General features: G+C 40.7%; 20 protein-coding genes, 1 tRNA gene, 1 pseudogene and 1 other annotated feature. Of the genes and pseudogenes, 10 read left to right on the top strand and 12 right to left on the bottom strand.

The genetic code is table 11. The features are described from left to right. Window positions 1–11: 11 nt before the first annotated feature. Window positions 12–2,804, bottom strand: coding sequence for a hypothetical protein (locus tag FHQ08_RS00425; protein WP_230912402.1), 2,793 nt, complete (start codon window positions 2,802–2,804; stop codon window positions 12–14). 290 nt (window positions 2,805–3,094) lie between these two features. Continuing rightward, entirely contained in the window at window positions 3,095–3,886 is a 792-nt protein-coding gene (gene map / locus FHQ08_RS00420; RefSeq protein ID WP_230912401.1) for a type I methionyl aminopeptidase, read from the bottom strand. 377 nt (window positions 3,887–4,263) lie between these two features. Here map and FHQ08_RS00415 point away from each other — a divergent pair, with 377 nt between their 5' ends. Beyond that, complete coding sequence (locus tag FHQ08_RS00415) at window positions 4,264–4,713, top strand: flavodoxin (RefSeq protein WP_230912400.1); 450 nt, start codon at window positions 4,264–4,266, stop codon at window positions 4,711–4,713. A 4-nt stretch (window positions 4,714–4,717) separates the two neighbouring features. Next, window positions 4,718–5,188 carry a GtrA family protein gene (locus FHQ08_RS00410; RefSeq protein ID WP_230912399.1) on the top strand — a complete coding sequence of 157 codons (471 nt, stop codon included), beginning with the start codon at window positions 4,718–4,720 and terminating at the stop codon, window positions 5,186–5,188. On the opposite strand, the gene wecB is transcribed toward FHQ08_RS00410, so the two are convergent. Both wecB and FHQ08_RS00400 read right to left on the bottom strand, forming a co-directional pair. After that, window positions 5,189–6,331, bottom strand: coding sequence for a non-hydrolyzing UDP-N-acetylglucosamine 2-epimerase (gene wecB, locus FHQ08_RS00405; protein ID WP_330166057.1), 1,143 nt, complete (start codon window positions 6,329–6,331; stop codon window positions 5,189–5,191). A gap of 194 nt (window positions 6,332–6,525) precedes the next feature. Continuing rightward, window positions 6,526–7,155: a TetR/AcrR family transcriptional regulator gene (locus FHQ08_RS00400; protein WP_230912398.1), complete on the bottom strand. Its 630-nt coding sequence runs from the start codon at window positions 7,153–7,155 to the stop codon at window positions 6,526–6,528. 399 nt (window positions 7,156–7,554) lie between these two features. On the opposite strand from FHQ08_RS00400, the gene FHQ08_RS00395 reads away from it, so the two are divergent. The 3 genes from FHQ08_RS00395 to FHQ08_RS00385 all read left to right on the top strand — a co-directional run bounded on the left by FHQ08_RS00395 (window position 7,555) and on the right by FHQ08_RS00385 (window position 11,099). After that, window positions 7,555–8,787, top strand: a complete 1,233-nt coding sequence (locus FHQ08_RS00395; RefSeq protein WP_230912397.1) for an aminopeptidase — start codon at window positions 7,555–7,557, stop codon at window positions 8,785–8,787. Between the two features lie 70 nt (window positions 8,788–8,857). After that, window positions 8,858–9,098: a binding site (T-box leader), on the top strand. Between the two features lie 87 nt (window positions 9,099–9,185). Continuing rightward, window positions 9,186–10,565 carry a branched-chain amino acid transport system II carrier protein gene (brnQ, locus tag FHQ08_RS00390; RefSeq protein ID WP_407929099.1) on the top strand — a complete coding sequence of 460 codons (1,380 nt, stop codon included), beginning with the start codon at window positions 9,186–9,188 and terminating at the stop codon, window positions 10,563–10,565. Between the two features lie 48 nt (window positions 10,566–10,613). Beyond that, complete coding sequence (locus FHQ08_RS00385) at window positions 10,614–11,099, top strand: NUDIX hydrolase (protein WP_230912395.1); 486 nt, start codon at window positions 10,614–10,616, stop codon at window positions 11,097–11,099. Between the two features lie 75 nt (window positions 11,100–11,174). On the opposite strand, the gene FHQ08_RS00380 is transcribed toward FHQ08_RS00385, so the two are convergent. The 5 genes from FHQ08_RS00380 to FHQ08_RS00360 all read right to left on the bottom strand — a co-directional run bounded on the left by FHQ08_RS00380 (window position 11,175) and on the right by FHQ08_RS00360 (window position 14,475). Next, window positions 11,175–11,248, bottom strand: a tRNA-Arg gene (locus FHQ08_RS00380). 68 nt (window positions 11,249–11,316) lie between these two features. Then, on the bottom strand, window positions 11,317–11,730 hold the full coding sequence (locus FHQ08_RS00375) for a DUF3284 domain-containing protein (protein WP_230912394.1): 414 nt from the start codon (window positions 11,728–11,730) through the stop codon (window positions 11,317–11,319). A 20-nt stretch (window positions 11,731–11,750) separates the two neighbouring features. After that, complete coding sequence (locus FHQ08_RS00370; protein WP_230912438.1) at window positions 11,751–12,062, bottom strand: PTS lactose/cellobiose transporter subunit IIA; 312 nt, start codon at window positions 12,060–12,062, stop codon at window positions 11,751–11,753. Window positions 12,063–12,172: 110 nt separating this feature from the next. Then, entirely contained in the window at window positions 12,173–13,453 is a 1,281-nt protein-coding gene (locus FHQ08_RS00365; RefSeq protein WP_230912393.1) for a DEAD/DEAH box helicase, read from the bottom strand. Window positions 13,454–13,479: 26 nt separating this feature from the next. Further along, a complete protein-coding gene (locus FHQ08_RS00360; RefSeq protein WP_230912392.1) occupies window positions 13,480–14,475 on the bottom strand; it encodes a Gfo/Idh/MocA family protein in 996 nt (331 codons plus the stop codon). A 103-nt stretch (window positions 14,476–14,578) separates the two neighbouring features. On the opposite strand from FHQ08_RS00360, the gene FHQ08_RS00355 reads away from it, so the two are divergent. The 5 genes from FHQ08_RS00355 (at window position 14,579) to FHQ08_RS00335 (ending at window position 18,458) form a co-directional block, all read left to right on the top strand. Beyond that, window positions 14,579–14,956: a DUF4828 domain-containing protein gene (locus FHQ08_RS00355; protein WP_230912391.1), complete on the top strand. Its 378-nt coding sequence runs from the start codon at window positions 14,579–14,581 to the stop codon at window positions 14,954–14,956. Between the two features lie 190 nt (window positions 14,957–15,146). Continuing rightward, window positions 15,147–16,481, top strand: coding sequence for an APC family permease (locus FHQ08_RS00350; protein WP_230912390.1), 1,335 nt, complete (start codon window positions 15,147–15,149; stop codon window positions 16,479–16,481). 11 nt (window positions 16,482–16,492) lie between these two features. Continuing rightward, the gene (locus tag FHQ08_RS00345) at window positions 16,493–16,687 is read left to right on the top strand and encodes a hypothetical protein (RefSeq protein WP_230912389.1); all 195 of its coding nucleotides are present in this window, start codon (window positions 16,493–16,495) and stop codon (window positions 16,685–16,687) included. A gap of 12 nt (window positions 16,688–16,699) precedes the next feature. Then, entirely contained in the window at window positions 16,700–17,632 is a 933-nt protein-coding gene (locus FHQ08_RS00340; RefSeq protein ID WP_230912388.1) for an SPFH domain-containing protein, read from the top strand. Window positions 17,633–17,855: 223 nt separating this feature from the next. Next, the gene (locus FHQ08_RS00335; protein WP_230912387.1) at window positions 17,856–18,458 is read left to right on the top strand and encodes a TMEM175 family protein; all 603 of its coding nucleotides are present in this window, start codon (window positions 17,856–17,858) and stop codon (window positions 18,456–18,458) included. 233 nt (window positions 18,459–18,691) lie between these two features. Here the strand turns inward: FHQ08_RS00335 and FHQ08_RS00330 are convergent, their stop codons facing one another. The 3 genes and pseudogenes from FHQ08_RS00330 to FHQ08_RS00320 all read right to left on the bottom strand — a co-directional run bounded on the left by FHQ08_RS00330 (window position 18,692) and on the right by FHQ08_RS00320 (window position 22,786). After that, window positions 18,692–19,288: a DUF3841 domain-containing protein gene (locus tag FHQ08_RS00330; protein WP_230912386.1), complete on the bottom strand. Its 597-nt coding sequence runs from the start codon at window positions 19,286–19,288 to the stop codon at window positions 18,692–18,694. Window positions 19,289–19,620: 332 nt separating this feature from the next. Further along, on the bottom strand, window positions 19,621–21,513 hold the full coding sequence (locus tag FHQ08_RS00325; protein WP_230912385.1) for an SNF2-related protein: 1,893 nt from the start codon (window positions 21,511–21,513) through the stop codon (window positions 19,621–19,623). Beyond that, window positions 21,494–22,786 (bottom strand): annotated as a pseudogene (locus FHQ08_RS00320) (hypothetical protein). Before FHQ08_RS00320 ends, FHQ08_RS00325 begins: the two are co-directional and overlap by 20 nt. Window position 22,787: the final 1 nt, after the last annotated feature.

The following is a 22,787-nucleotide window of genomic DNA, read 5'->3' as shown; positions in this document are numbered from 1 at the left end:
TGGACTATGTGTCAATCGATTGTGTTTTGCAACGTCCAAGTCACATCAGCGTGATATTTTCCCGGTTTCAATGTGGCGCCCTCTGGTTGAACGATCTCAGGACCTTGGACTTGTTGCTTTTTAGTTGCTGGGTCTGACCACCAAACATTGTCAAAGTTCGTCAAACGATCATTTCCCAAAGAGGTCGACTGATCTTCAAGATTAACATAACGAGCAATTTCTTGTGGCTCATGGGAAAGCTTAATGACACTATTATCGTTCCGTAAATATTGCATCATAGATACAGGTAATGCTGTGGCATTCGCTGCTGCCGATTTAAAGTCAGATGCCTGCATTTGTAATTTCCAAACAGGATTCCCCGTATTATCCTCAACGATCAAGGGGTTATCCTCTGAAGCTATCTTATAAGTTGGTTGCTGTTTTCGGTTTATAGCATGGCGCCCAAAGTATAAGTCAGGTGTTTTGTTGAAACCAAATGTTCCTGGATTCTTGCGGTATGGAATCCAAACGCTTGGTAAGTCAGCCTTGAAGGTGCCATCTACCGAACTCGGCCAGTCACTACTTGTGCGTGGTAAAAGATCATACTGAGCATTGGCGGTGATAATTGGGTTCGGAAAATAGGTCTTATTCGTCAAATCATAAGCCTTACCCTTGATGCCTACCAGTGTCTTAGGTGGTAACAGATCGGTTTTATTGCTATCTGCCAAGTCATAGTAATGTAAAGTTGTGTGTACATTTGCTAACACATGAATGATTTGAATATTGGATATTTTATTAGGTGTCCCATTGTCAAAAGCATATAACGTGATCGTATGTCCGTCCGTACTCTCAGAAGCTAATGTTCTTAAATCCTGTTGATTATCGATCACTGGCACACTTTTTGACGATTGTGGGCCAGGAAACGGAACCCAATTCCGCGCGGTATTGTCATTCTCTCCCAAGGTAACGGTCGTTAATTGTCGCGTTGGATTCGCAGCGGCGGTACTAGGCTTGATATCTTTATCGATCGCATAATAAATTGAAACTTGTGAACTATCAATATCTGAAACGGAACCGCTCATTTTGATCGGTGGTAACGTCGTTTCGGTCAAAGCATGGTTGTACTCCAAATTATCCATCGTCGTCCGCAACTGGGGCGCACTGGCGTCAGTGGCCGAAGCGGTGAAACCAAAGGACTGACTTTCACCACCAAAAGGAATTGCCCCGATTTGGTTCGGCGACCAGAGCATTGCAATCTCTGAATCGCCACCGTTGTAAGATACAGTGTCAGGGGCGTGACCTGTTGTATTTTGTTGCGGATCAGTTGGTGAATTAAAGGGTTCCGTATTATAACTAGCCCCGGCCCAACCGGCAGGTCCAGTGGTGCCCGAAAAATCAAAACTCATGCGATAAGGTTCCCCCGCATTTTGAAAATATAAACCTTTGGGTTTGTCTTTGTTAGGACCATCATGTACTAAATCAGAATAATAGATTGGTACACCATCTTTTCCATTTAGATCCGTGTCATATTTACGATACATCCATAAACTTTGCGTGGTAATACCCTTGCCAGAACTATCCGTACTATAGTTGATAAATTTCTGTTTAATTGTGACCGCATCATTACTTTGTGAGACTTCCAAGACCAAAAACATGCGTAAACGTAAATACAGCCCACTGCTGGGGTCAGTATCAAATTGAACTAAAATTCGATTGGGGTCATTAGGATCTCTTTGCACCAGCTCATGATTACCAGGGCTCACTGGAAATCCTTGATTAGGTGTAGTGGTACCCATATATAAATTCATTGAACTGTCAAAAGCACGGTTAATAATGCTAGTTCCAGAAAACATTGTTTGAATCGCCCTGTTCGTGGTTTTATCTAATAAATTAAAATTTGGAATTGCTGCATAAATTGCCTTGGCCGAAACCGATGGATTCGTATCGTCAACACTGTCACTGCCGTTATTTAACATAAATTGTAAATTATATTGGCTACTGATATTAAGGCTCACAAGGGGACTCATCACATAATTCCGCCAGATGCCAATGACTGCCGTGTCTGTTTTAACAGGAGAACTGGTCGTTTTAATGCTGAGTTTCAGTTGCGTTCCGGCACCGTTAGTCTTCATTAAGGCCTGATCTGTTAAAGTAAGACTAAGTTGGTGCTGACTGCTATTATAGCTGAGGTTCACATCTGCGGCCGCTAATTTGTCAGTGGTATCTGGTGTTTCGACGGTAAAACTAGCAGCTGTCAGGCGATCCAAATCAGCGGTACTCAACTTGGTCAAATTCAAAGCATCACCGGTCGTACTCGTCCCTGATACCAAATTTACGGTCAATGTCTTAGTGGTTAAATCCGTCAATTGATACTCACGATAACTAGGATTGCTGGCTTCGGGCGGGTTGGCATTTTTGAAACTTGCATAATCACTATCAGTCGCCGCCAATTCCGTTGTATGGTCCACCTGACCAGCAGTCAAGGACGTATTACTGGCAGTAGTTGTCATCGTTGAAACAGAAGCCAAACTTTGCCGTAAAAAAGTCATAAAAGTCATTGCGCCAGCTGATATATTTCGCTGGGGTTGCATTTGTTGCGTCAAGACACTACTTGGTAAGACCTTAGGCAAGGTTGGCAAACTTGACGTTGTCGTAATGGCCTTAGTATTGTTAACTTTTTGCACCGGTGAATTTGAAACGCCAGATTTGGCTGTGGCAGCCAAGTTATTACTAGCCGCTTTGACATTCTGAACTAGCAAAAACAGAAACCCACACATTAAAATAATACCTAAGACAAACCTAATTTGCCTTCTACTATACACCATACCAATCCCCCCAAAAAAGAATCACCTATTATTAGTATAGCTTTCGTAAAAGTTAGTCCAATTCAACTTTAGATATATTTTTATATTATTTTTGTCACTTAGTTATTTTTAATAACCAAAATTTCGAATGCAAAAAGGTGCGCGTGCCGCCTTTTGGAATACGTTCAAAATTTAATTGTTTGCAAACAAATAGGTGGTTGAAAACAAAACTCACGTTTTATTTTCAATCACCTATTAATTACGGTTATTTATTGTTTATCCACGTTCATATAGTGCCCTTTTATCTCATGCTACAAATACTTAGCATCAAACTCCGGGTCTTGTGAGGTCAAGATTTTTGGGCCGTCTTTCGTGATTGCCAACGTATGTTCATACTGGCAAGACGGTGTGCCATCAGCAGAAACATAGTATTCCCAAGTGTCCCCAGGAACTACTTTGGGTGCAATCTCCCAAGTACCCAAGTTGACCATTGGTTCGATTGTGATTGTCATACCTTCTTTAAGCCGCAAACCTTTGCCTGGTTCACCGTAATGGGGTACATTAGGTGCTTCATGCATGGTTGGCTGAATACCATGTCCAATCAATTCACGCACATCACCCATATCGTTTTCGACTTCTACATATTGTTGAATCGCATGGCCAATATCACCAATACGGTTCCCTACAACTGCGGCGTCAATGCCAAGGTACAAAGCCTTATGCGTGACGGCCATAAGCCGTTTGATATCATCACTAACATCCCCAACAGCATAAGCCCAGCAAGAATCACTTTGGTAACCATTTAATTCAACCGTCATATCTACTTTGACAATATCGCCGTTTTTCAAGATCAAGTCTTTGCGTGGAATGGCATGGGCTACTTCGTCATTTACACAAACACAAGTGGCGTATTTGTACCCTTCAAAACCCTTTTCGGATGGGGTACCGCCATGATCAGTGATATATTTATCAGAAAAAGCTTCGATCTCCCAGCTAGAAATGCCAGGCTTGATAATATCACGCAAATGCTTATGCACATCTGCTAAAAGTGCGCCGGATTGACGCATGCCCTCGATCTCGCGAGGTGATTTAAGTGTGATCAAAATCTAAAACCTCCGTATTCTCAATTAATACCCCATTTATTATATACGTTTTTTATAAAAGCACCAGTAGCCACCATTTAGCAAACGCGCCGGTGCTAACCGAGAATCTCTCAAATGCAAAATCAACCATTTTTCGTGATTCTTGTTAGTGCTCGAGCGCTGAACGCTTTTTGTCGTCTATTTCTTAAACGTGTTCCAAAAGGCAATGCCCTCACTTAACCACGAATCACTCAAATGGAAGGCCCACCATTTCTCGTGATTCTCGTTAGTGCTCGGTCATTAAACGCCTTTTGTCGCACTCTCTTCATAAAAACTATCTTATTGGGAAACAAATTTGCTATAATGGCATTTGTAAACTATTCATTTGGAGGCATTTCATGGCTAGTGCAAAGATCGTCTATGCCAGTATGACAGGTAACAATGAAGAAATTGCTGGTATCGTAGAAGAAGCATTTGAAAATCTTGGTGTCGATGTGGATACCGTCGAGATCTCCCAAGCTGACGCGGAAGAATTCGAGGATGTTGATATTTGTGTCATCGCCACTTACACCTATGGGGACGGTGAACTACCTGACGAAGCCGTTGATTTTTACGAAGATCTCTTAGAGGAAGATTTATCCGGTAAGATCTATGGCTGCTGCGGTTCTGGAGATACTTTTTATGATGATTTCGGCAAATCAATCGATGATTTCGCCGCCGCATTCGAAAAAACTGGTGCCACCAAAGGAGCTGATGTCGTCAAAGTCGATCTGGCTCCAGAAGAAGATGACATTGAAAACTTAGAAAATTTTGCTAAGCAACTCGTTGAGGCTCAAGAGAATCAGTAATCTCATGGCTAAATTACGTCAATTTTATCTCAAGCATCAAGCATTCTTTTTATATATGATATTTGGCTTTTTGGGCTCGGTAGTCAACATTGTTTCTTATTGGCTGCTAGCTCATTTTTTTAGGCTGCCTTATATTCTAGCAAATTCAATTGCTTGGGTCTTAGGTCTATTATTTAGTTTCTTCACGAACAAATCCTTAGTGTTCAAGAGCCGCTATTCTAATAGCCAAGCTTTTTTCAAAGAATTTCTCAGTTTTTTACTTTCGCGTATTTTTTCATTTTTCGTAGATAACTTAACCATGTTTATTGGTATCAGTTTGTTACATTTACCAAGTATTTGGGCAAAAATAATAGACCAACTGATTGTTGGTCTATTGAACTATGGTACCAGCGTCTTAGTCTTTCAAAAGGATAAACGTAAAATGCGCGCTGCTCTCGATCGCTCCCGCCGCCGATTTCAACAGAAGAAACGTTGATTATTGAAATGGTTTTGGTCGTTGGGTTGTCTGTTTGAAATAATAGCTCATTGCGTCAAGAATACGTTCAGCCGCATGACCATCACCGTATGGATTCTTGGCATTAGCCATCCGGTCATAGGCTGCTGAATCGTCTAAAAGTTCAAGCATACCAGCTTGGACTTTTTTTGGATCGGTGCCGACTAATTTCAAAGTCCCGGCGGTCACACCTTCTGGCCGTTCAGTCGTATCCCGTAAAACCAAAACGGGTTTTCCTAGTGATGGCGCTTCTTCTTGGACACCCCCGGAATCAGTCATGATAAAGTAACTCCGAGCTGCCAGGTTATGGAAATCCACCACATCTAAAGGATCGATCAAATGAATCCGGGGATGATTGCCCAAAATATCGTTTGCCGCCTCTTGAACAACGGGGTTCAAATGGACAGGATAGATAATTTCAATATCATCATGGCTTTCAACAACCGAACGCATGACTTTAAAGACCCGTTTCATCGGTTCACCTTGATTTTCACGGCGATGCATTGTAACCAAAATCATTCGTTTATTTGTATCGATCAGATCCAAGATATCGTGATGATAATCCTTAGAAACCGTCTGTTTTAACGCATCAATGGCGGTATTACCGGTAATAAAAATATGGTCTCGGTCGTGATTTTCTTGCAATAAGTTGGCTTCACTTTTAGTGGTTGGCGCAAAGTATAAATCACTCAAAACGTCCGTCAATTGGCGATTCATCTCTTCGGGGTAGGGTGAATACTTCTGCCAAGTTCGCAAGCCAGCTTCCACGTGACCAATTGCCACTTGATGATAAAAAGCAGAAATACTAGCCGCAAAAGTTGTGGTCGTATCACCATGGACTAAGACAATATCTGGCTGTTCTTTTTGAATGACATCATCTAATTTGACCAATACATGACTGGTAATATCACTTAACGTCTGCCGTGCTTTCATGATATTCAGATCATAATCTGGTTCAATATGAAAAATTTCTAAAACTTGATCTAGCATTTGTCGGTGTTGAGCGGTGACAACTGTCACAGTTTCAAAGCGATCCGCATTTTCTTTTAATTTCAAGACTAAAGGTGCCATTTTTATGGCTTCAGGTCGAGTCCCGAAAACGGTCATTACTTTAATTTTTTTCAAAATAATTCTCCTGTATCCTAAATTTTATTCCCTATAATTATAACAAAGACAACCAACAAAAAAAGTAGCTGACCTAAAATGATACAAGTGCGAGCAAAGGCGTTTAAAATAAAATGATGTGCCTCTCAGAAATTAAATTTTTCAATCTAACCTCTGGGGGCACACCACTTGTTTCGTACGTATTATCTACTGCTTTAGGATTGTAGTTTACTCACCTTTTTGTTATCAAACTTCAGGTGAGATAGATTCATTTTAGAAGGTTCGCTATTCAAACGGTCATTTTCAATGAAATCTTGAATCTGTGCTTTAAGCATATTGATCATTTGTTCCTTACGAATATCGATATAACCAGCGGAAATCAAGGAAGCCATCCCCGTCGCAATGATCCAGCAGCCAGTCACAAGGTTGAGCTTGCGATCACGGGGCAAGTTATTAGCGGCTGGGTTATCATCTACTTTACTCAAGGCTAATTGATACGTAAAATCACGCATGGCATTTACGCCAAAGTGATCTTCTACAAAGATCGCTTTATATAAATTATTATTTGTTCTAGCCAAGTTGATATAAGAAAGTGCAACATTGATCAAACCATCATCACAATATTCCTGGTTGTACACTTCATTTACTAAATAATCTTGCATCCGTTTTAACACAGCATGTTTTAATTCATCCATACAAGAAAACTCTAAATAGATTGGTTGGGTTGAGCAAGACATCCACTTAGCAATATTACGGGCAGTGAAATTAGAAAATCCTTGATCAAGTACTAATTCAAATGCAGCATCTAAAATATTTTGACGTGTGATTGTTTTTTTACGAGCCATTATTTTCACCTTTTTCCTTTTCGAATGTGTTTTTACTAAAAAAATAATAATTCAACTGCTACTCTATAATTATATTGTAGGCATTGTTTCTAGATAACACAATATTTTTTTGTTTTTTAATCTGTATTTGTGCACTTAATAACATGGTTTTTAATAGTAGTTATTAGGATTCATAATAGTATCTTGACACCCTCACAACCACTGTCATGCGCTTTCAAGCCCATAAATACTGTCTTATCGCTTTAGTAATGGGATAGTTATCATTTAAATTCACAAATTTTGTCTACCTAAATAGTTATTTAATCAGCTGCATCAAAGTACAAATTATTTTCGTTGTTTCGTAAAATCGTTATAATAATGTATTATTCATCTTATTTTAAGCAAAGTGAGGCTTACCCCATGAATCAAAATTTTGAAACACAATTAAAAAAGTATGCAGCTTTGATTGTTGCAACAGGCATCAATGTAAAACCAGGTGATACCGTTGTGATTCAAATCGCTGTCGACCAAGCGCCCTTAGCTCGCTTGCTGACTTCAGAAAGCTATCGCCTAGGTGCCGCTGAAGTCATTGTTGATTGGCAAGATACGACGATTACGCGCCATTTGATTAGTCAAAGTGATTTAACCCGATTATCCGCAGGTCCTGATTATCTTAAGGCAAAAATTGATTATTGGATCGCTCATAAGGCAAAGCGCATTTCGGTCATGTCAGCAGATCCGCAAGCTTTCGCTAAAGTTGATTCGAACCGATTAAACACGTATCAAAAAGCACTTGGGCAAATAAACCAACGGTTGCGGTCGATCACACAAAATAACGATGTGAGCTGGACGGTTGTCGCTGCTGCTAGTCCCGAATGGGCGCAACTTGTCTTTCCAGACTTAGCCACAACTGAAGCAGTCAGGGCACTATGGACAGAAATCTTTAAGACGGCCCGCGTGGATCAACCCGACCCTGTTGCTGCTTGGCAGGCGCATGATACAAAACTTCATCGTAAAGCCGCTTGGTTGAATCAGATGCAATTTGACGCTTTACACTATCAAGCACCAGGCACAGATTTAACAATTGGTCTGCCTAAAAACCATATTTGGGAAGGTGCCAGTAGTGCCAATGCCCAGGGCGAAGCTTTTATGGCCAACATGCCGACGGAAGAAGTTTTTACCGCCCCAGATCATCGGCGCATCGACGGAACCGTGCACGCAACCAAGCCACTAAGTTATGCTGGTCAAATGCTGACGGACCTTAGCTTTACTTTTCGAAATGGTCAAGTAACCGCAGCAACTGCCAAAACAGGGCAAGAAATCCTTGACCAATTATTGCAAACTGACGCTGGCGCAAAAAGTCTAGGTGAAGTGGCTCTTGTGCCTGATCCATCCCCGATCTCCCAATCGGGTATCACTTTTTACAACACGCTTTTCGACGAAAATGCCTCAAATCATCTGGCTTTGGGTGCCGCTTATCCATTTTCAATTCAAAATGGTACTAAAATGAACCCCTTAGAATTACAGGCTGCAGGGCTAAATCAAAGTCTGATCCACGTTGATTTTATGGTGGGTTCAGCGCACATGAACATTGACGGTATCACTAAAACAGGTAAAACAATGCCAATTTTTAAAAATGGTGACTGGGCTTAAATTTTTTTATTAGAGCTTGACAAACGAATCTTCGGTGTTTATGATGTGTGTAACATTAAATAAAAATGAGAAATAAGCGTTGAAAAGGAGAGTAAATTAATCTTTGCTTTACAGGGAGACTTGACTAAGTGGAAACAAGTCAGCGGGATTGATTGAAAGTAGCCTTGGAGCGACAGATGCGACGATTCGAAGTATCTGATGGGTGTGCCCACTATCGCACTAATGTATCGCAATTAATGCCGTACATGACGCGGTGATCATCGTGAGGTGATCATGAATTTGGGTGGTAACACGTTAAATACGTCCCTTGAAAGAGCAAAATCTTTCAAGGGACTTTTTTAATACCCTTTTCTCATTTTATCGTCATTATCCCATCTATTTTTCTCAAAGGAGCGACTATTATGACAGAATCAAAACTTAGTTTTAAGCATTATCTTATTATTGCCTCCATGCTTTTCGGGATGTTTTTTGGTGCCGGCAATCTCATATTTCCCATCCATCTAGGCCAATTAGCTGGTAATCACTGGCTTACTGCCGGTCTAGGTTTCTTGATCACCGGTACGTTACTACCCTTATTAGCTATCATTGCCATCAGTGTTACCAAGAGTAATGGCATCTATGACTTGGCCCGCCCGATCGGACATAAATATGCCCTTCTCCTAATGATTTTGATCTGTGCCACCTTAGGCCCCCTGTTCGCCACCCCTAGAACAGCCACTGTCCCCTTCCAAATTGCATTCGCAAGCCATATCACCAAAGCACAGCAACCTCTGGCATTGTTCATCTATTCATTGATTTTCTTCGCAATCATTTTTTTCATCTCCCGCAAACCAGCCGGCATTATCGACACCATTGGCAAACTACTCAATCCGATGTTCTTAGCCCTACTCGCCATCATCTTTTTCATCGCTTTCACCCAACCCATGGGCCAAGCAAACCTGCAAACTGCTAGCACAGCGAACTATTTACACGGCAGCTTCCTGCAAGGCTTCTTACAAGGTTACAACACGATGGATGCCATCGCCGGTCTGCTCTTCGGGATTGCCATCGTCACAGCCATCCGGCATTTAGGTGCCAAAAACAGCCAAGACATCTCCTGGACAACGATTAAATCTGGTATTTTAGGCATTGGCCTTGAAGCCTTGATCTATCTCATTTTAATTTGGATTGGTGCGACCAGTTTGGTACATTTCAAAGTTTCAGCTGATGGCGGCATTGCATTCAACCAGATCACCAATCATTTCATGGGACTCACCGGTGAAATCATTCTCGGTATCATGTCCACTTTAACTTGTATGACCACTGCTGCTGGATTATCTACCTCATTTGCTGAAGCCCTCCATGAACGTTTCCATAAGCTTAGCTATCAACAATGGAATTTCTTAACTTGTCTATTATCCTTTATCATCGCGAATTTCGGCTTGGACACGATCATTGCCTGGTCCACACCCATGTTAATGTTCTTATATCCTTTGGCAATTACTTTGATCATCTTAGCCATTGCCTCACCATTATTCGGTCGTGACCGCCGTGTTTACCAATGGACCACTGCCTTTACTTTGATTCCTGCCATCCTAGATGCCTTAGCCAGCTTCCCGTCTATTATTTCTAAGAGTGGTTGGGCTCAAGCCTTGTTATCGTTGGATCATCAATTCTTACCCTTCGCCCAATATGGCCTAGATTGGTTCATCCCCGCTTTAATCGGCCTTGCCATTGGCCTATTGATCCACTTTGCCACCGCCAAAGCGCCCCTATCCGCTACCGACATGAACAACTAATCAGCTAACGCCATGTATGCTACAATATTCAAAAAAGGAGTCGCAAACATGGCAGATTATATTCATGATATTCGCGCAAAAGTAGGCCATATGCCCATCATTCTAAACGCCGTCGCTGGCATTATTTTGAACGACCAAGGCCAAATTCTTTTACAAAAAAGAACAGATACCCATAATTGGAGTGTACCTGGTGGTTATATGGAATACGGTGAAAGTTTCATCGACACATTACACCGGGAAGTCTTGGAAGATAGCGGCCTAGAAGTCAAACCAATCAAGTTGATCCATGTGTTTGACCAAGGCTTTACCAAGTACCCCAATGGTGACATCACGCAAGCCATCAGTGTCAATTACTTGGTCAAACCAATTGGCGGCACTTTGATCGCTGAACCCACCAACGAAACTCTAGCTATGGCTTACTTTGATCTGGACGATCTGCCGCCTTTGTTAAACCAACAAAATGCCGACATTATGGCCTATGTTCGGACACATTTAACGGAACTGCAGGCTTTGCTTAAAACCGCGGAAATTTAAAAATAGGACCTTCAAACGAAATGACTAGTTTGAGGGCCCTATTTTATTATTCGTATACTTTCAGCTAAATATAAATGTCCCCGGTCAGAATTGAACTGACGACCTACCGCTTAGGAGGCGGTTGCTCTATCCTGCTGAGCTACGGAGACAAAAAAATGGCAAATACTTATCATATTTTGCCATTCATTACCTTAATTGTAAAGATGAATCGTTCAGTTCAATAAGATTGTTCAATCTGAGTCCATACTTTACGCAGACTCTGTTTTTTCAACGTATCCGCAACAACCTGCTTGATACGATGTTTCGTGCGCTCAAAGACACTTGTACTAGCTGTCGTCTCTGAATACGTTAATTCAAAATGCTTGGGATCTATCGTCTTTAACTGGTAGCTGATTGCCGTCCTGAGCCCACCAACTTGCGACATAAAGCTATACTTCTGATTTGGAACAACTTTAATAATGGTGATTTTATTGTCCTGATTATCAGCAGTTTTCCGGATATAAGAGAGGCCTTGTAGTTCGCTGACTTGATAATCGCGACCCTTGTACCGCTTCAAATCATAAATGACTGGATCAACCAATGTTTTGAAGAAAAAATTTGCAGGTATATTCATGATTTGTTTAATTTTCATTTTTTATCACCTTAAATCGTTCACTGCTCTGACTGGGTGTCATCCACTTGATCTAATTTTGCATATAATTCAATGATCTCGGCTGCTAAATCACGATAGGTAATGGCATTCATCATATGATCTTGCGAATGGATCATCAACAAAGTGATATTTAGCGGCTCACCACTAGCTTCAGTAGTCAATAAAGCTGTTTCTTCAAGGTGGGCGTCATGAATGAATTGGTCAGCCTCCGCTAATTTAGCCTTAGCCTGCTCAAAGTCATGTTGTTTGGCAGCTTTAATAGCCGCCATGGCACTGCTCTTAGCATTGCCGCCATTGACGATCAAATTCATCACTGTATCTAAATTTTGTCGGCCTTGTGATTCGTTCGTCACGCCTGATCCCTCATTTTCATCTTAATTAATACTAATTTAATTTCATGTTTACGTTAATTATACACCGTTTAAGCCCATTTTGGACGACCTTTGTCCTTAGATTTTTTAGCCCGGTGTTTGTTGCGCTTATTTGCAGGTTTATTAGGCCTTGGTTGTTTGGCAAACGCCTGTTTTTTATGCCCTGTGGCGTGTGATTTACTATGATCTGGCTGCTCAACTGTCGTTGTTGCCGGCGCATCGGCTGTACTTTGCGGCTGATTTTGCAGCTGCCCTTGAACCAAATAAACTCGTGTCAAAGGCATATCTGCGGCAATTAATTGTTGAAGCTGCCGTTGATCGTGGGCATTGCCTAAATTCAAGACCGTCCCCTTCTTACCCATCCGACCAGTTCGGCCACTACGATGAATATAGGTTGCCTTATCCTCGGGAATATCAAAGTTGATCACGTGCGTTAAGTTATCAATATCTAACCCACGAGCAGCCATGTCCGTTGTCAGCAATAGTTTAACTTGATGCTTGCGAAAATCCTGTAAAGCATTTTTCCGAGTCATTGAATCTTTACGGCCATCTAAGACTAGTGTAGGTACATGCCAGTCGTTCAAGATATGACTCACTTTGATCAGCTGATTCTTTTGACGGAAAAAGACGATACCATAAAAGTGCTTATGTCGACTTAATTCTTTCAAAACAACCGCTTTTCCTTTTTCACTTGTCTGTAAGAATAAATGCTTGACTTGTGATTCAGCTTCAGCTTGCTGCCGAACATCGATCTTTGTCAGCGTCACGCGATTTTGCGCCGCAAATGCTGTGACATCATCAGAGGTCGTAGCCCCAAAAAAGGCAAATTGCAAAGTCTTGGGTAAATGGTCCACCACCATTTGCAGTTTTTCCCGGCCGTTATCAACCATTAAAGCATCGGCCTCATCAAAAATCACGGTCTGAAGATGTTTGGCTTTAACTTTACCTTTGTTCAATAACTCCATCAGCCGACCAACTGTGGCAATGAGCACTTCTGGTTTCTGTTTTAAATGCTCTAATTGCCGTTTGACGTTCGCATTTCCCGTTAGAACCGTCTGCTTCAAGCCAAGTGCTTGAACAAAGGGCGCCAAAGCACCGCGAATCTGATGGGCCAACTCCTGGGAAGAAACCAAGATGATTACTTGACCGCCATCGCCTGGCGTCAAACGTTCTAAAATTGGCAAACTAAATGCCAAAGTTTTCCCCGTTCCAGTTGGAGCCAACCCTAAAATATTTTGTTTTTGCAGTAACGGCTCATAAGTAGCCGCTTGAATCGGCGTTGGTTGCTTAAAACCAGCTCGTGCCCATACTTGAGCAATTGTTTCATTCATATTTAATAAAATGCCTTTCTCGTAAGTCAATTCATATCTGCTGGAAAAACGATCCCGGCAGAGGTCCGTAAATCATAAAGCGTTTGGTTCACAGCAACACTCAGCTGATTGAGTTCGGTAAATTGAGCGCGGTCTTGTTGTTGCATAATTGTCGCGAAAGCCTCAGCTTCATGAATCATTGGATTCGGACTCGGTTTTGTACTCAACGTTTGTCCGGCTGCTTTAGGATCTGTCTGCAAAGTCACTTGATTAAATTCGCCAGCATTATCAATGGTCAAAGTCGTCTTACCGCTATAAATCTCTGAAGGTAACGCCGACTGCACATTTTTACCAGTGATCAAAGTCACTTGAAAATCGCCATAATTAAGGAGCGCCGTTCCCCGAGCATCCACCCCACTATTGAGCATTACAGGGGCATATTGTACCGTTTTTGGCACCCCAAACCAACTTAAGGCATCATAAACCAAATAAACACCTAGATCTTGTAGTGCCCCGCCTGAAAACTGTGCAGAAAAGATATTTGGCTGCTTGCCAGCCAAGAAATCATCAAACCGCGAAGAATACTTCATATAAGTCAAAACAGCCCCGTCTTGATGATCAAAGGCCGTGATAGCAGCTTGCACAGCACGAAAATTAGGTTCATGAATATGGCGCGCTGCTTCAAAGTAATAAATATCAGGATGTGCAGCCAATAAACTTTGAATTTGTTTCATTTCATCAGGATTGCTAAAAGCTGGTTTCTCAACGATGACATGTTTCCCGGCAAGAATCGCTTGTTTTGTTTGTTCAAAATGCAAGGCATTCGGTGAAGCGATGTAAACCACATCAAAATCCCCTTGTTGGAAAAAGGCGGTCAGATCATCAAAATATTCAAATGATCCCGTATATTTCTCAGTAAATGCCTGAGCTTTGTCTAAGTGGCGTGAATAAATCGTTGTCAACTCGTAGGCTTTTGTAGCCAAAGCCGCGTCGATAAATTGTCCCGTGATCCAATTGGTACCAATAATTGCTAATTTTAACATAATTAACCTCCAACTTATCATTATTGTTCAAAAAACAAGGCTAAATTGATTGAGTTTGTGAATGGGCAAGTGCTATTATTTAGGGTGTAGGAGGATTGATGACATGGCCGGTATATTTAAAGAAGGTGCGCAATGGTTTAATGATTGGCATCAAAAGCGCAAGATTCGGCGCCAAAAACATCAGATTGGCAATGTTGAACCTGATTTTTCGACGATTTTTCGTGGAAAATGGGCTTTTGTAGACTCCCAGACCCAGCGCAAACATATCATGTTCATCAATTCCGATTTGCAAATCATCATTGATGGTAAATTACTAGAAGGTCACATCATCGGTTTGAATTCAGATTTGCTAACTTTCTTAGATCATTACGGCTTTCAGTTAAAAATCTTTGCGGAACATCAACATCCCATCAAGATTTATGATGAATCAAGCGGTGAAACTTATGAAATTGCAGATATGAATCAGCATCAAGACAACTAAACTCATGTCATTATTGTATCAGTTTCCAAGGCACAACTGAAATGATTTAATCCAGTACAGCTTATCATGCTGAGCTGGTGGAACACATTTGTATATTTATCCAAAAGGGCGAGGCAGTAAATAAAGATGTCTCGCCCTTTCTGGATATTTACCTGTATAATATAGCTTTAAATATATTTGAGGTGATCTAATGAAAGACAACACAGGCATGAAGCGCGAAATTGGCTTTTTCTCTGCCATGTCCACGGTAATGGGTATTGTGATCGGTGGCGGCGTCTTCTTCAAAATCGCAGCTGTTGCTGATAAAACTGGCTCCGCAAGTTTGACCTTATTCTCTTATTTATTCGCTGGTTTATTGACGATTGCCGGTGGCTTGACCGTTGCCGAACTTGCGGCAGCGATTCCTGAAACTGGTGGGGCTGTCAAATATATTGAATATGCTTATGGCAAATTGCCCGCCTTCCTATTGGGGTGGGCTCAGATGTTGATTTACTTCCCAGCAAATATTGCAGCGTTATCGATTATATTTGGCACCCAATTCGTCAATTTATTTGGTTTGACTACTCAATGGATCGTTCCTATCGCCATCTTTTGTGCCGGTTCCTTGTGGGCCTTAAATATGCTTGGTTCCAAAGTGGGCGGTGCCATGCAGTCAGCAACTTTAGTCATCAAACTGATTCCTTTGGCAATTATTGTTGTTGCTGGTCTATTTATTCAAAATCCAGTACAGGTTCAATTACTTCCCATTCAAGCCGGCGCACATCAAAGTTTCTGGCCCGCCTTTGCTGGTGGTTTATTGGCGACTTTGTTTGCCTATGATGGCTGGTTGAGCGTGGGTAATGTGGCGGGTGAGTTAAAACAACCTGAAAAGGATCTGCCTAAAGCTATTATTCTCGGTTTGATTTTTGTTACCGTAGTTTATTTACTAGTCAATAGTGCTTTCTTACGGGCCTTGCCGATTCACCAATTAGCTAATAATCTAAATGCCGCTTCCGAGGCAGCAATCCATATCTTCGGCAATCTAGGCGGGCGTCTAGTGACCATTGGTATCTTGGTTTCTGTCTACGGCACAGTTAACGGCTATACCATGACTGGGATGCGTATTCCTTATGCTTTGGGTCATGATGATCTGGTTCCTTTTGCGCATTGGTTTAACAAATTGACCCCCAAAACACGCGTCCCCATCAATGCCGGTTTATTCCAATTAGGTGTCGTTATTTTAATGATGTTGCTTGGCAGCTTTGACACCTTGACAGATATGCTGGTCTTTGTCATTTGGATCTTTAGTGTACTGATCTTCATCGCTGTGTTCATTCTCCGTAAAAAACGGCCAGATATGAAGCGACCTTATCGGGTTTTTCTTTATCCTGTAGTTCCGATTATTGCAATTCTAGGTGGTTTATTCATTGTGATCTCAACGATCATTACCCAACCAATTCTAGCTTTAGTTGGTATTGGCATCACAGTTGTTGGTATTCCAGTTTATTATTGGCATCAGCACACCCGCCTACAAAAGACTGATTAAGGAGGCCACAAATGTTAGACGAGCGTTTGATTGGTGAGAAGTTTATTAACAAATCAACTGAAATGAGTGGTACTGTCATGTTTTATGGTGTACGCTACCACTATAAGCTTCAGGAAAATGTGCCCATCGGCACCACACTTGTTGTTGTGGCAGTTACGCCAAGATATCTGTTAGTTCAACGCTATGAACCTAAGCTTGATTATTAAGGAGGTTATTTTATGTCCATTTTGATATGGATTGTTGCTATTGTTTTAGCAATCATTGTCCTAGCTATCGTCTTTTCGTCCTTTGCCATTATTCATACCGGTGAAGTTGGTATTGTGGAACGCTTGGGGGTTTACGTTAAGACTCTGGACCCAGGTTTTCACATGGTCGTTCCAGTCATTTATCGCATCACTCAAATTGTAAATCTAAAACAAATCCCCATGCGTATTGACGAACAAGAGGTCATCACTAAAGATAACGTTGTTGTCCGTGTTTCTGAAACATTAAAATATCACATCACCGATACCAATGCTTTTGTTTACAAAAACAAAGATTCCGTCATGAGTATGGTTCAAGATACCCGGGCTCAATTACGGGGCATCATCGGGAATATGGATCTAAATGAAGTCTTGAACGGTACAGAGCAAGTCAACCACTCATTGTTTGATCAACTCTCAGAAGTCACAGCCGGCTATGGTCTAAACGTGGATCGGGTCAATATTGACTCCGTTGAAGTCGACCAAGATATTCAAGAATCCATGAATAAATTACTCCGGGCTTCTCGAGAAAAAGAAGCCAATATTATGCAAGCCGATGGTTTGAAACAAGCTGCCATTGCCAAAGCCGAAGGGCAAAAACAAGCAGATATTTTGGAAGCCGAGGCCAACAAGCAAACTCAGATCTTACAAGCCCAAGGCCGTGCCGAAAGTCAACGCTTAATTGCTCAAGCCTCACGTGATCAAATCAATTACTTGAACGAAGCTTTAAAGGACAATGCCCCAACTTTCTTGCAGTATAAGAATATTGAAGCTATGGAGAAACTGGCCGAAAGTAAGGCCAACACGGTGATCATGCCAAACTCAGCAATCGATAGTCTCGGCAGTATGCCTACCATTGGTAAACTCTTTAACCAGACCAATCAAGACACGACTGAAAGCGAAAAATAAGCGTATGTGCGCTTAAAAATAATGGGGCCGGAACAAAACTAATGTTTTGTCTACGGCCCCGATTATTTCACGAACGATTGTATTTTAAACGTGTTCCAAAAGGCAACACCCTCACTCAACGACGAATGACTCAAATGGTAAGTCCACTATTTTTCGTAATTCTTGTTGATGCTCAGGCGCTAGGCACCTTTTGTTTCACTCTCATTTTATTGGAGATATTTAATTGTTTAAAAATAAAATTTCACGTTTAGAAGCAATTTCTGATGGTATTTTCGCCATTGTCCTAACCATCATGGTTTTAGATATCAAAACACCAAATAATCTGGATTTTACCCATCTACACAACCTACCCACGGATATTATTTTGTACTTTATTAGTTTTTCTATTGTGGGTCAATACTGGGTCTACCATCAAGAGGTCACTGGTGTCATCACGAAACCCACCATCGGCTATCTCATCTTGAACCTGACTTATCTTTGTTTTGTCTGTTTGACTCCCTTTGCAACGGGTTTATTGAACAACGATCTAACTTCTAGATTTAATGCGTTGATTTTTTCAACAGTTATTTTTGCCGTAGATCTGACCCAATATTTGATTTTCCGCTATGTCATCAATTATGCCCAAGCCCAGCGGTTGCCTTTGACCAATCACGACTTTGAAGAAAAGCGAGCCACGTTGATCATGACAATTTTAGCTGTCATTTACATTCTAGTCGCGCTCATTTATCCTATACTGCTCTTAGTCGTCATTTTTCTTGGTTTTCTTGTTCGTAGTTTGATCAGTCACTGGATGCGTGCTCATCAGCAGCCTTCAAATCAGGACTAGTCATTTTGTCTATGTTAAACAGTGGCTAGGCTGTTGATTGCTATTAGATACTAGGTAAAATTCCATTTGAAATTAAATTACCCGATAAACTTTTAGATTTTGATACTCTGACGAAAGAATAGTTTGATTCGGAAATTAAAAAATCACCATCCAAAAATTCTACCGCAAAGTAGGTTTTAGGAAAGGTGATTTTTTAATAGTCAAAACACAACTGATTCCTGATAAGCAAGTCTTTAATAAAATAATTCTTCAACTTTATGCCCTTTTTGTCGACGCCAAGCTCGACAAACTTGTTCTTGTTTAAGCTGCCAAAAACAGCCTTGAACATAGGCACCATTTTGGGTCCAGTCGCCAAATCGTGGTGTAATGTCAAAAATTTGTTGCCAAGATACTAGCTTCTCAATCTGTTGTTCTGTGGCTGACAAATTCTCAAATCGCTGTTCAGCCTGATCAAATTCACGCTCACTGTTAGCAGTTGGAAGATAACTATTACCAAGCACAAAATGCCATTGGTCAAAATCGCTCAACAGTACATCTGTCTCAGGAATCATCAACTCAAGTAACACTTGATCATCATAATCTTGCCGCTGCCTAAAATCCGGACGCTGATGGGCATAATTACGCCGATACCATGCCCAAATTGGAAATTCTACCCCTGCAGGTGGCAGACCAACTTTCTGTTTTAATTGAGTACACATCCACTGATAAGCATTTTTGAAATTTACATTATCATCTGCTAACAATGGTGCATATGCTGGATCACAAGAAAAAATTCCACGCTGTTGTAGTTGCTGATAAACGACAAAAGGTTGATTGGTCCATAAAATCATTTAACGTACCTTCCGATGCTATGAAAGACTAGTCAGCTTTATGTTCCAACGATAAATTATTTGCATAGCAATACCATATTTCTCGGCTAACGACTCGATCGAGTGACCAGATGAGTTAAGGCCAAGAATCATCTTCTTGAAATCTTCATCAAATTTTTTCTCTTTTTAGTCATTTTGGACACGTCCTATACTTAGTAGTCAAATTCTACCAAATCGTGTCTATGAAATCATCCTAGCATCAAAACTTCTATATCGTAATTTGGTGATAATTCATCGATTTCACTTTGAGTGGCAAAACTGGTAATCAATATTTACTATTATCTATTGTTTTATTACCTATATCTTCCCATAACAATATTCTTAACCTCCTGAAGGTAATCATCAGTGTATTCGGGAACCAGGTGTTGGCCATCGATGGCATCAAGCATGATTTTCTCTTTATCCTTCAATTTCTTATAAGCTGTATTATCAATGAAACCCATATGAGCAACATCGCCCTTTGTCATCAAGTAATAATATCGGGTGTACTGATCCGCTGGCAATCCCAAACGATTAATCCGATCACGTGACTGCAACATAAAGGTCAAATTGAAGTTGTATTCAAAGTAAACCGCATCATGAACTGTTTGATGAAGAGAGATCGACTCACCTAAAGTATTAGGATTAGAAACTAATACTTGAACGTCACCGGTTCTAAAATCATCAATCATTCCTTCACGGTCTTGTTTTGGCGTAGCACCATAGACTAATGTCGTCTTGATACCTATACTATTGAGAGTGTCAGCAATCTTTTGCATAGTACCAACAAACATTCCCCAAACCAGAACTTTCTTGCCTCGACTTACTAGCTTATCAATTAAGTCAATTCCCATCTTAAATTTAGGTGATTCTGCCTTAGCCAGATTATATTTTTTATAAGCATCTCCATTGCTAGTATTCTGTTTTTCAATGGTTGCAGCTTGCTTATCCCAGACACCAGAATCTGCATCAACAAGTCCTAACTCTTTATAGTTAATATTTTCTGCCAGCAGTTCCGGATTAGTTGAAGCTTGTAACAACCTGATAAAAGTAGCTAAAGTACCATTTTCATTTTCATAAATAGCTTGCGACAATAACTGCTGATCTTTCGATGGCTCAACTTCTTTAATAATATCTGGATCAGGTTTTGGCACATGAAGATTCTCTTTATTAGTTCGCCAGAAAAACGGTGAAAGTTTTTTATTAACATCCTCAGAATCGATATCGTTCAAAGTTTTTAAGTCCCAAGCAAAGAATGATGAATACTCATCCGGGTACATTAGATGTAAGAAATTGTAGATATCCCGAAATCCATTAGGAATTGGCGTGCCAGTTAAGACGTACCGATAATGTGGCGACTGACTAAGACTGAGCGCCGCCTTAGCTCGTTGACCACCAACACCTTTAACTCGGTGAACTTCGTCAAAGACAAGCATAGTTTTGGAATTCAATAAGTCATTGATGATATTAAGTTTACTTTGAAGGGCCTCATAGTTGATCGTAATTACGTCTGCCTGAACCCAGTCATGTTTAATTGCACCAACATTATTGTTATATTTTTTATCCCGCATATTAAGGTAGTACAGTTCACGTTTGGAGCCAAAGACTTCTTTAAATTCTGTCCGCCATGTCGCAAAGGCATTCAATGGTGAAATAACTAAAAGTTTATCGACTTCATTAACTCTAGGACTAGATAAGTAAGCGAATGTACCATACATCATGGCAGTTTTTCCAGCCCCCGGCACAGAAAAATTAGCTGCTCGTTTCATGACCGTCATGAAGAAACTGGCTTTTTCCTGTTCCAACTTAAGTGGCCTCGTTATTTCTTGGCTAACCACTGATTTAAAGTTTTCAAATTCATGCTGCCAACGAGGATCGTCATCTTTAATAGTCACTCCAGCTTGACCTTGTTCTTTGATATAGTATTGACGCTGCTGCACATACTGATCGAATTTATTGCTTGTTTGTACTTCAGGGAGCCCTTTTCGCTGCAAACGTCGATTAAGCTTTTTTACTAACCCCAGCAACTGAACATAGGTCAAGTTTTCTTTAAAAGTGCGTTGCTCAGGATCTTCAAAGTATGGACCAAATATCGATAAGCCACGCTGTGCTGCCTTGGTTTCCAAGGTATGGTGGTCATCGTCTAGTAGTTGAAATAGGCCTTCATCATTCTTAATAATGATTGGACTATCCGATTTCATCTCCATACTTACTGAACAACTCCTTACTTAATTGATTTAAGTCCCGCATGTATTTCTGCAACTCTTTTAACTGGTCTTCACTCACCTTGTTGTACCGTAGACTCCCAATTAAACCACCGTCTTCATTTAAATCATGATAATATTTTACATTCTGCTTAATGTCGCGAATAAACTTATCTACAGATTCACTATTACGTGCATTACGCATGTAAGTATCAAATGTATCACCCAAAGCTTCAACAGTCTTATTCTCATCAGTCAGACTTTGCATCAAGTCCGAAGTATTTTGAATTTCGTAATCTTGAAGTGAATCAGACAGATCATCAACCACATCAGCTACATCATCATTAAAGTCCTCATTATCGACACTATTAACAATATTTTTCCCATACTCACGAATATGGGTACGTGCAGTATTACCGCTTACGCCAACATGAATCTGATAAAGAATGACGCCAAAGTAAGAATTCATGGTTTCGTTCCTACGAACTTGTGATTCAGGATCATTGCTAAAGTTTTTAGACAATGATTTACCCATTTCGTAAAAAAGTGACCAAACTTGACTTTATTTGATAATATTATAGTTATTTTCAGATGTACCGACAAATTGAAGAAACTTGCGCATATAAATGGCTCCGTTGTAGTATTTTTAAACTTCAGTAAGCCGCATATGAGAATCCGCCGCGTAGTCTGCCTGAGTCATAATTGGGTCATTACCACTGGTAGTTTGGTAAATATCAACAGCCAAATCAACTGGGTCATAATCTTGGCGTTTTTCAACCCCTATTTGAATAGCTAATTCCAGTTTCTTGATCTTAGCCCGTTCAGTTGTATTGTCATATGAAAATGGCAAAACAACGGCTTCAAAATAAACAGTTCTTCCAGTTGATTGATGAATATTACGTAAGGAAGTGAAGCGCCGATTACCATCGACAATCCGTCCATCATCAAGAACATATCCATAGACCTGTTGGCCAGACTCTTGAATCGACTTCTCCGTCCGCTTTAATGCAGACGTATTATCTTGTTCGATCAGTTTAGCAACAAAATTATTGTATTGTGGGTTTTCTTGATCGTTTGCCGGATGTAATTCGTCTTCATACCGTGAAATACCAGTCGCAATCCGATCATTTTTATCATTATAATAGAGATATTCTAATGGAATTTTATACACATCTAGGGTTTCTGAACTAACTCCGTCCACCTTAATCGGCAGTTTCGGCTTGGCCCCTGTCTTTTCTAATTTTCCTTTCTTAGCTAATTCGATTAGCGACAACATA

The sequence above is a fragment of the Agrilactobacillus fermenti genome (genome assembly GCF_021030645.1).
In the GTDB taxonomy this organism is placed as follows: Bacteria; Bacillota; Bacilli; order Lactobacillales; family Lactobacillaceae; genus Agrilactobacillus; species Agrilactobacillus fermenti.
This window is presented reverse-complemented; position numbering and strand designations above follow the sequence as displayed.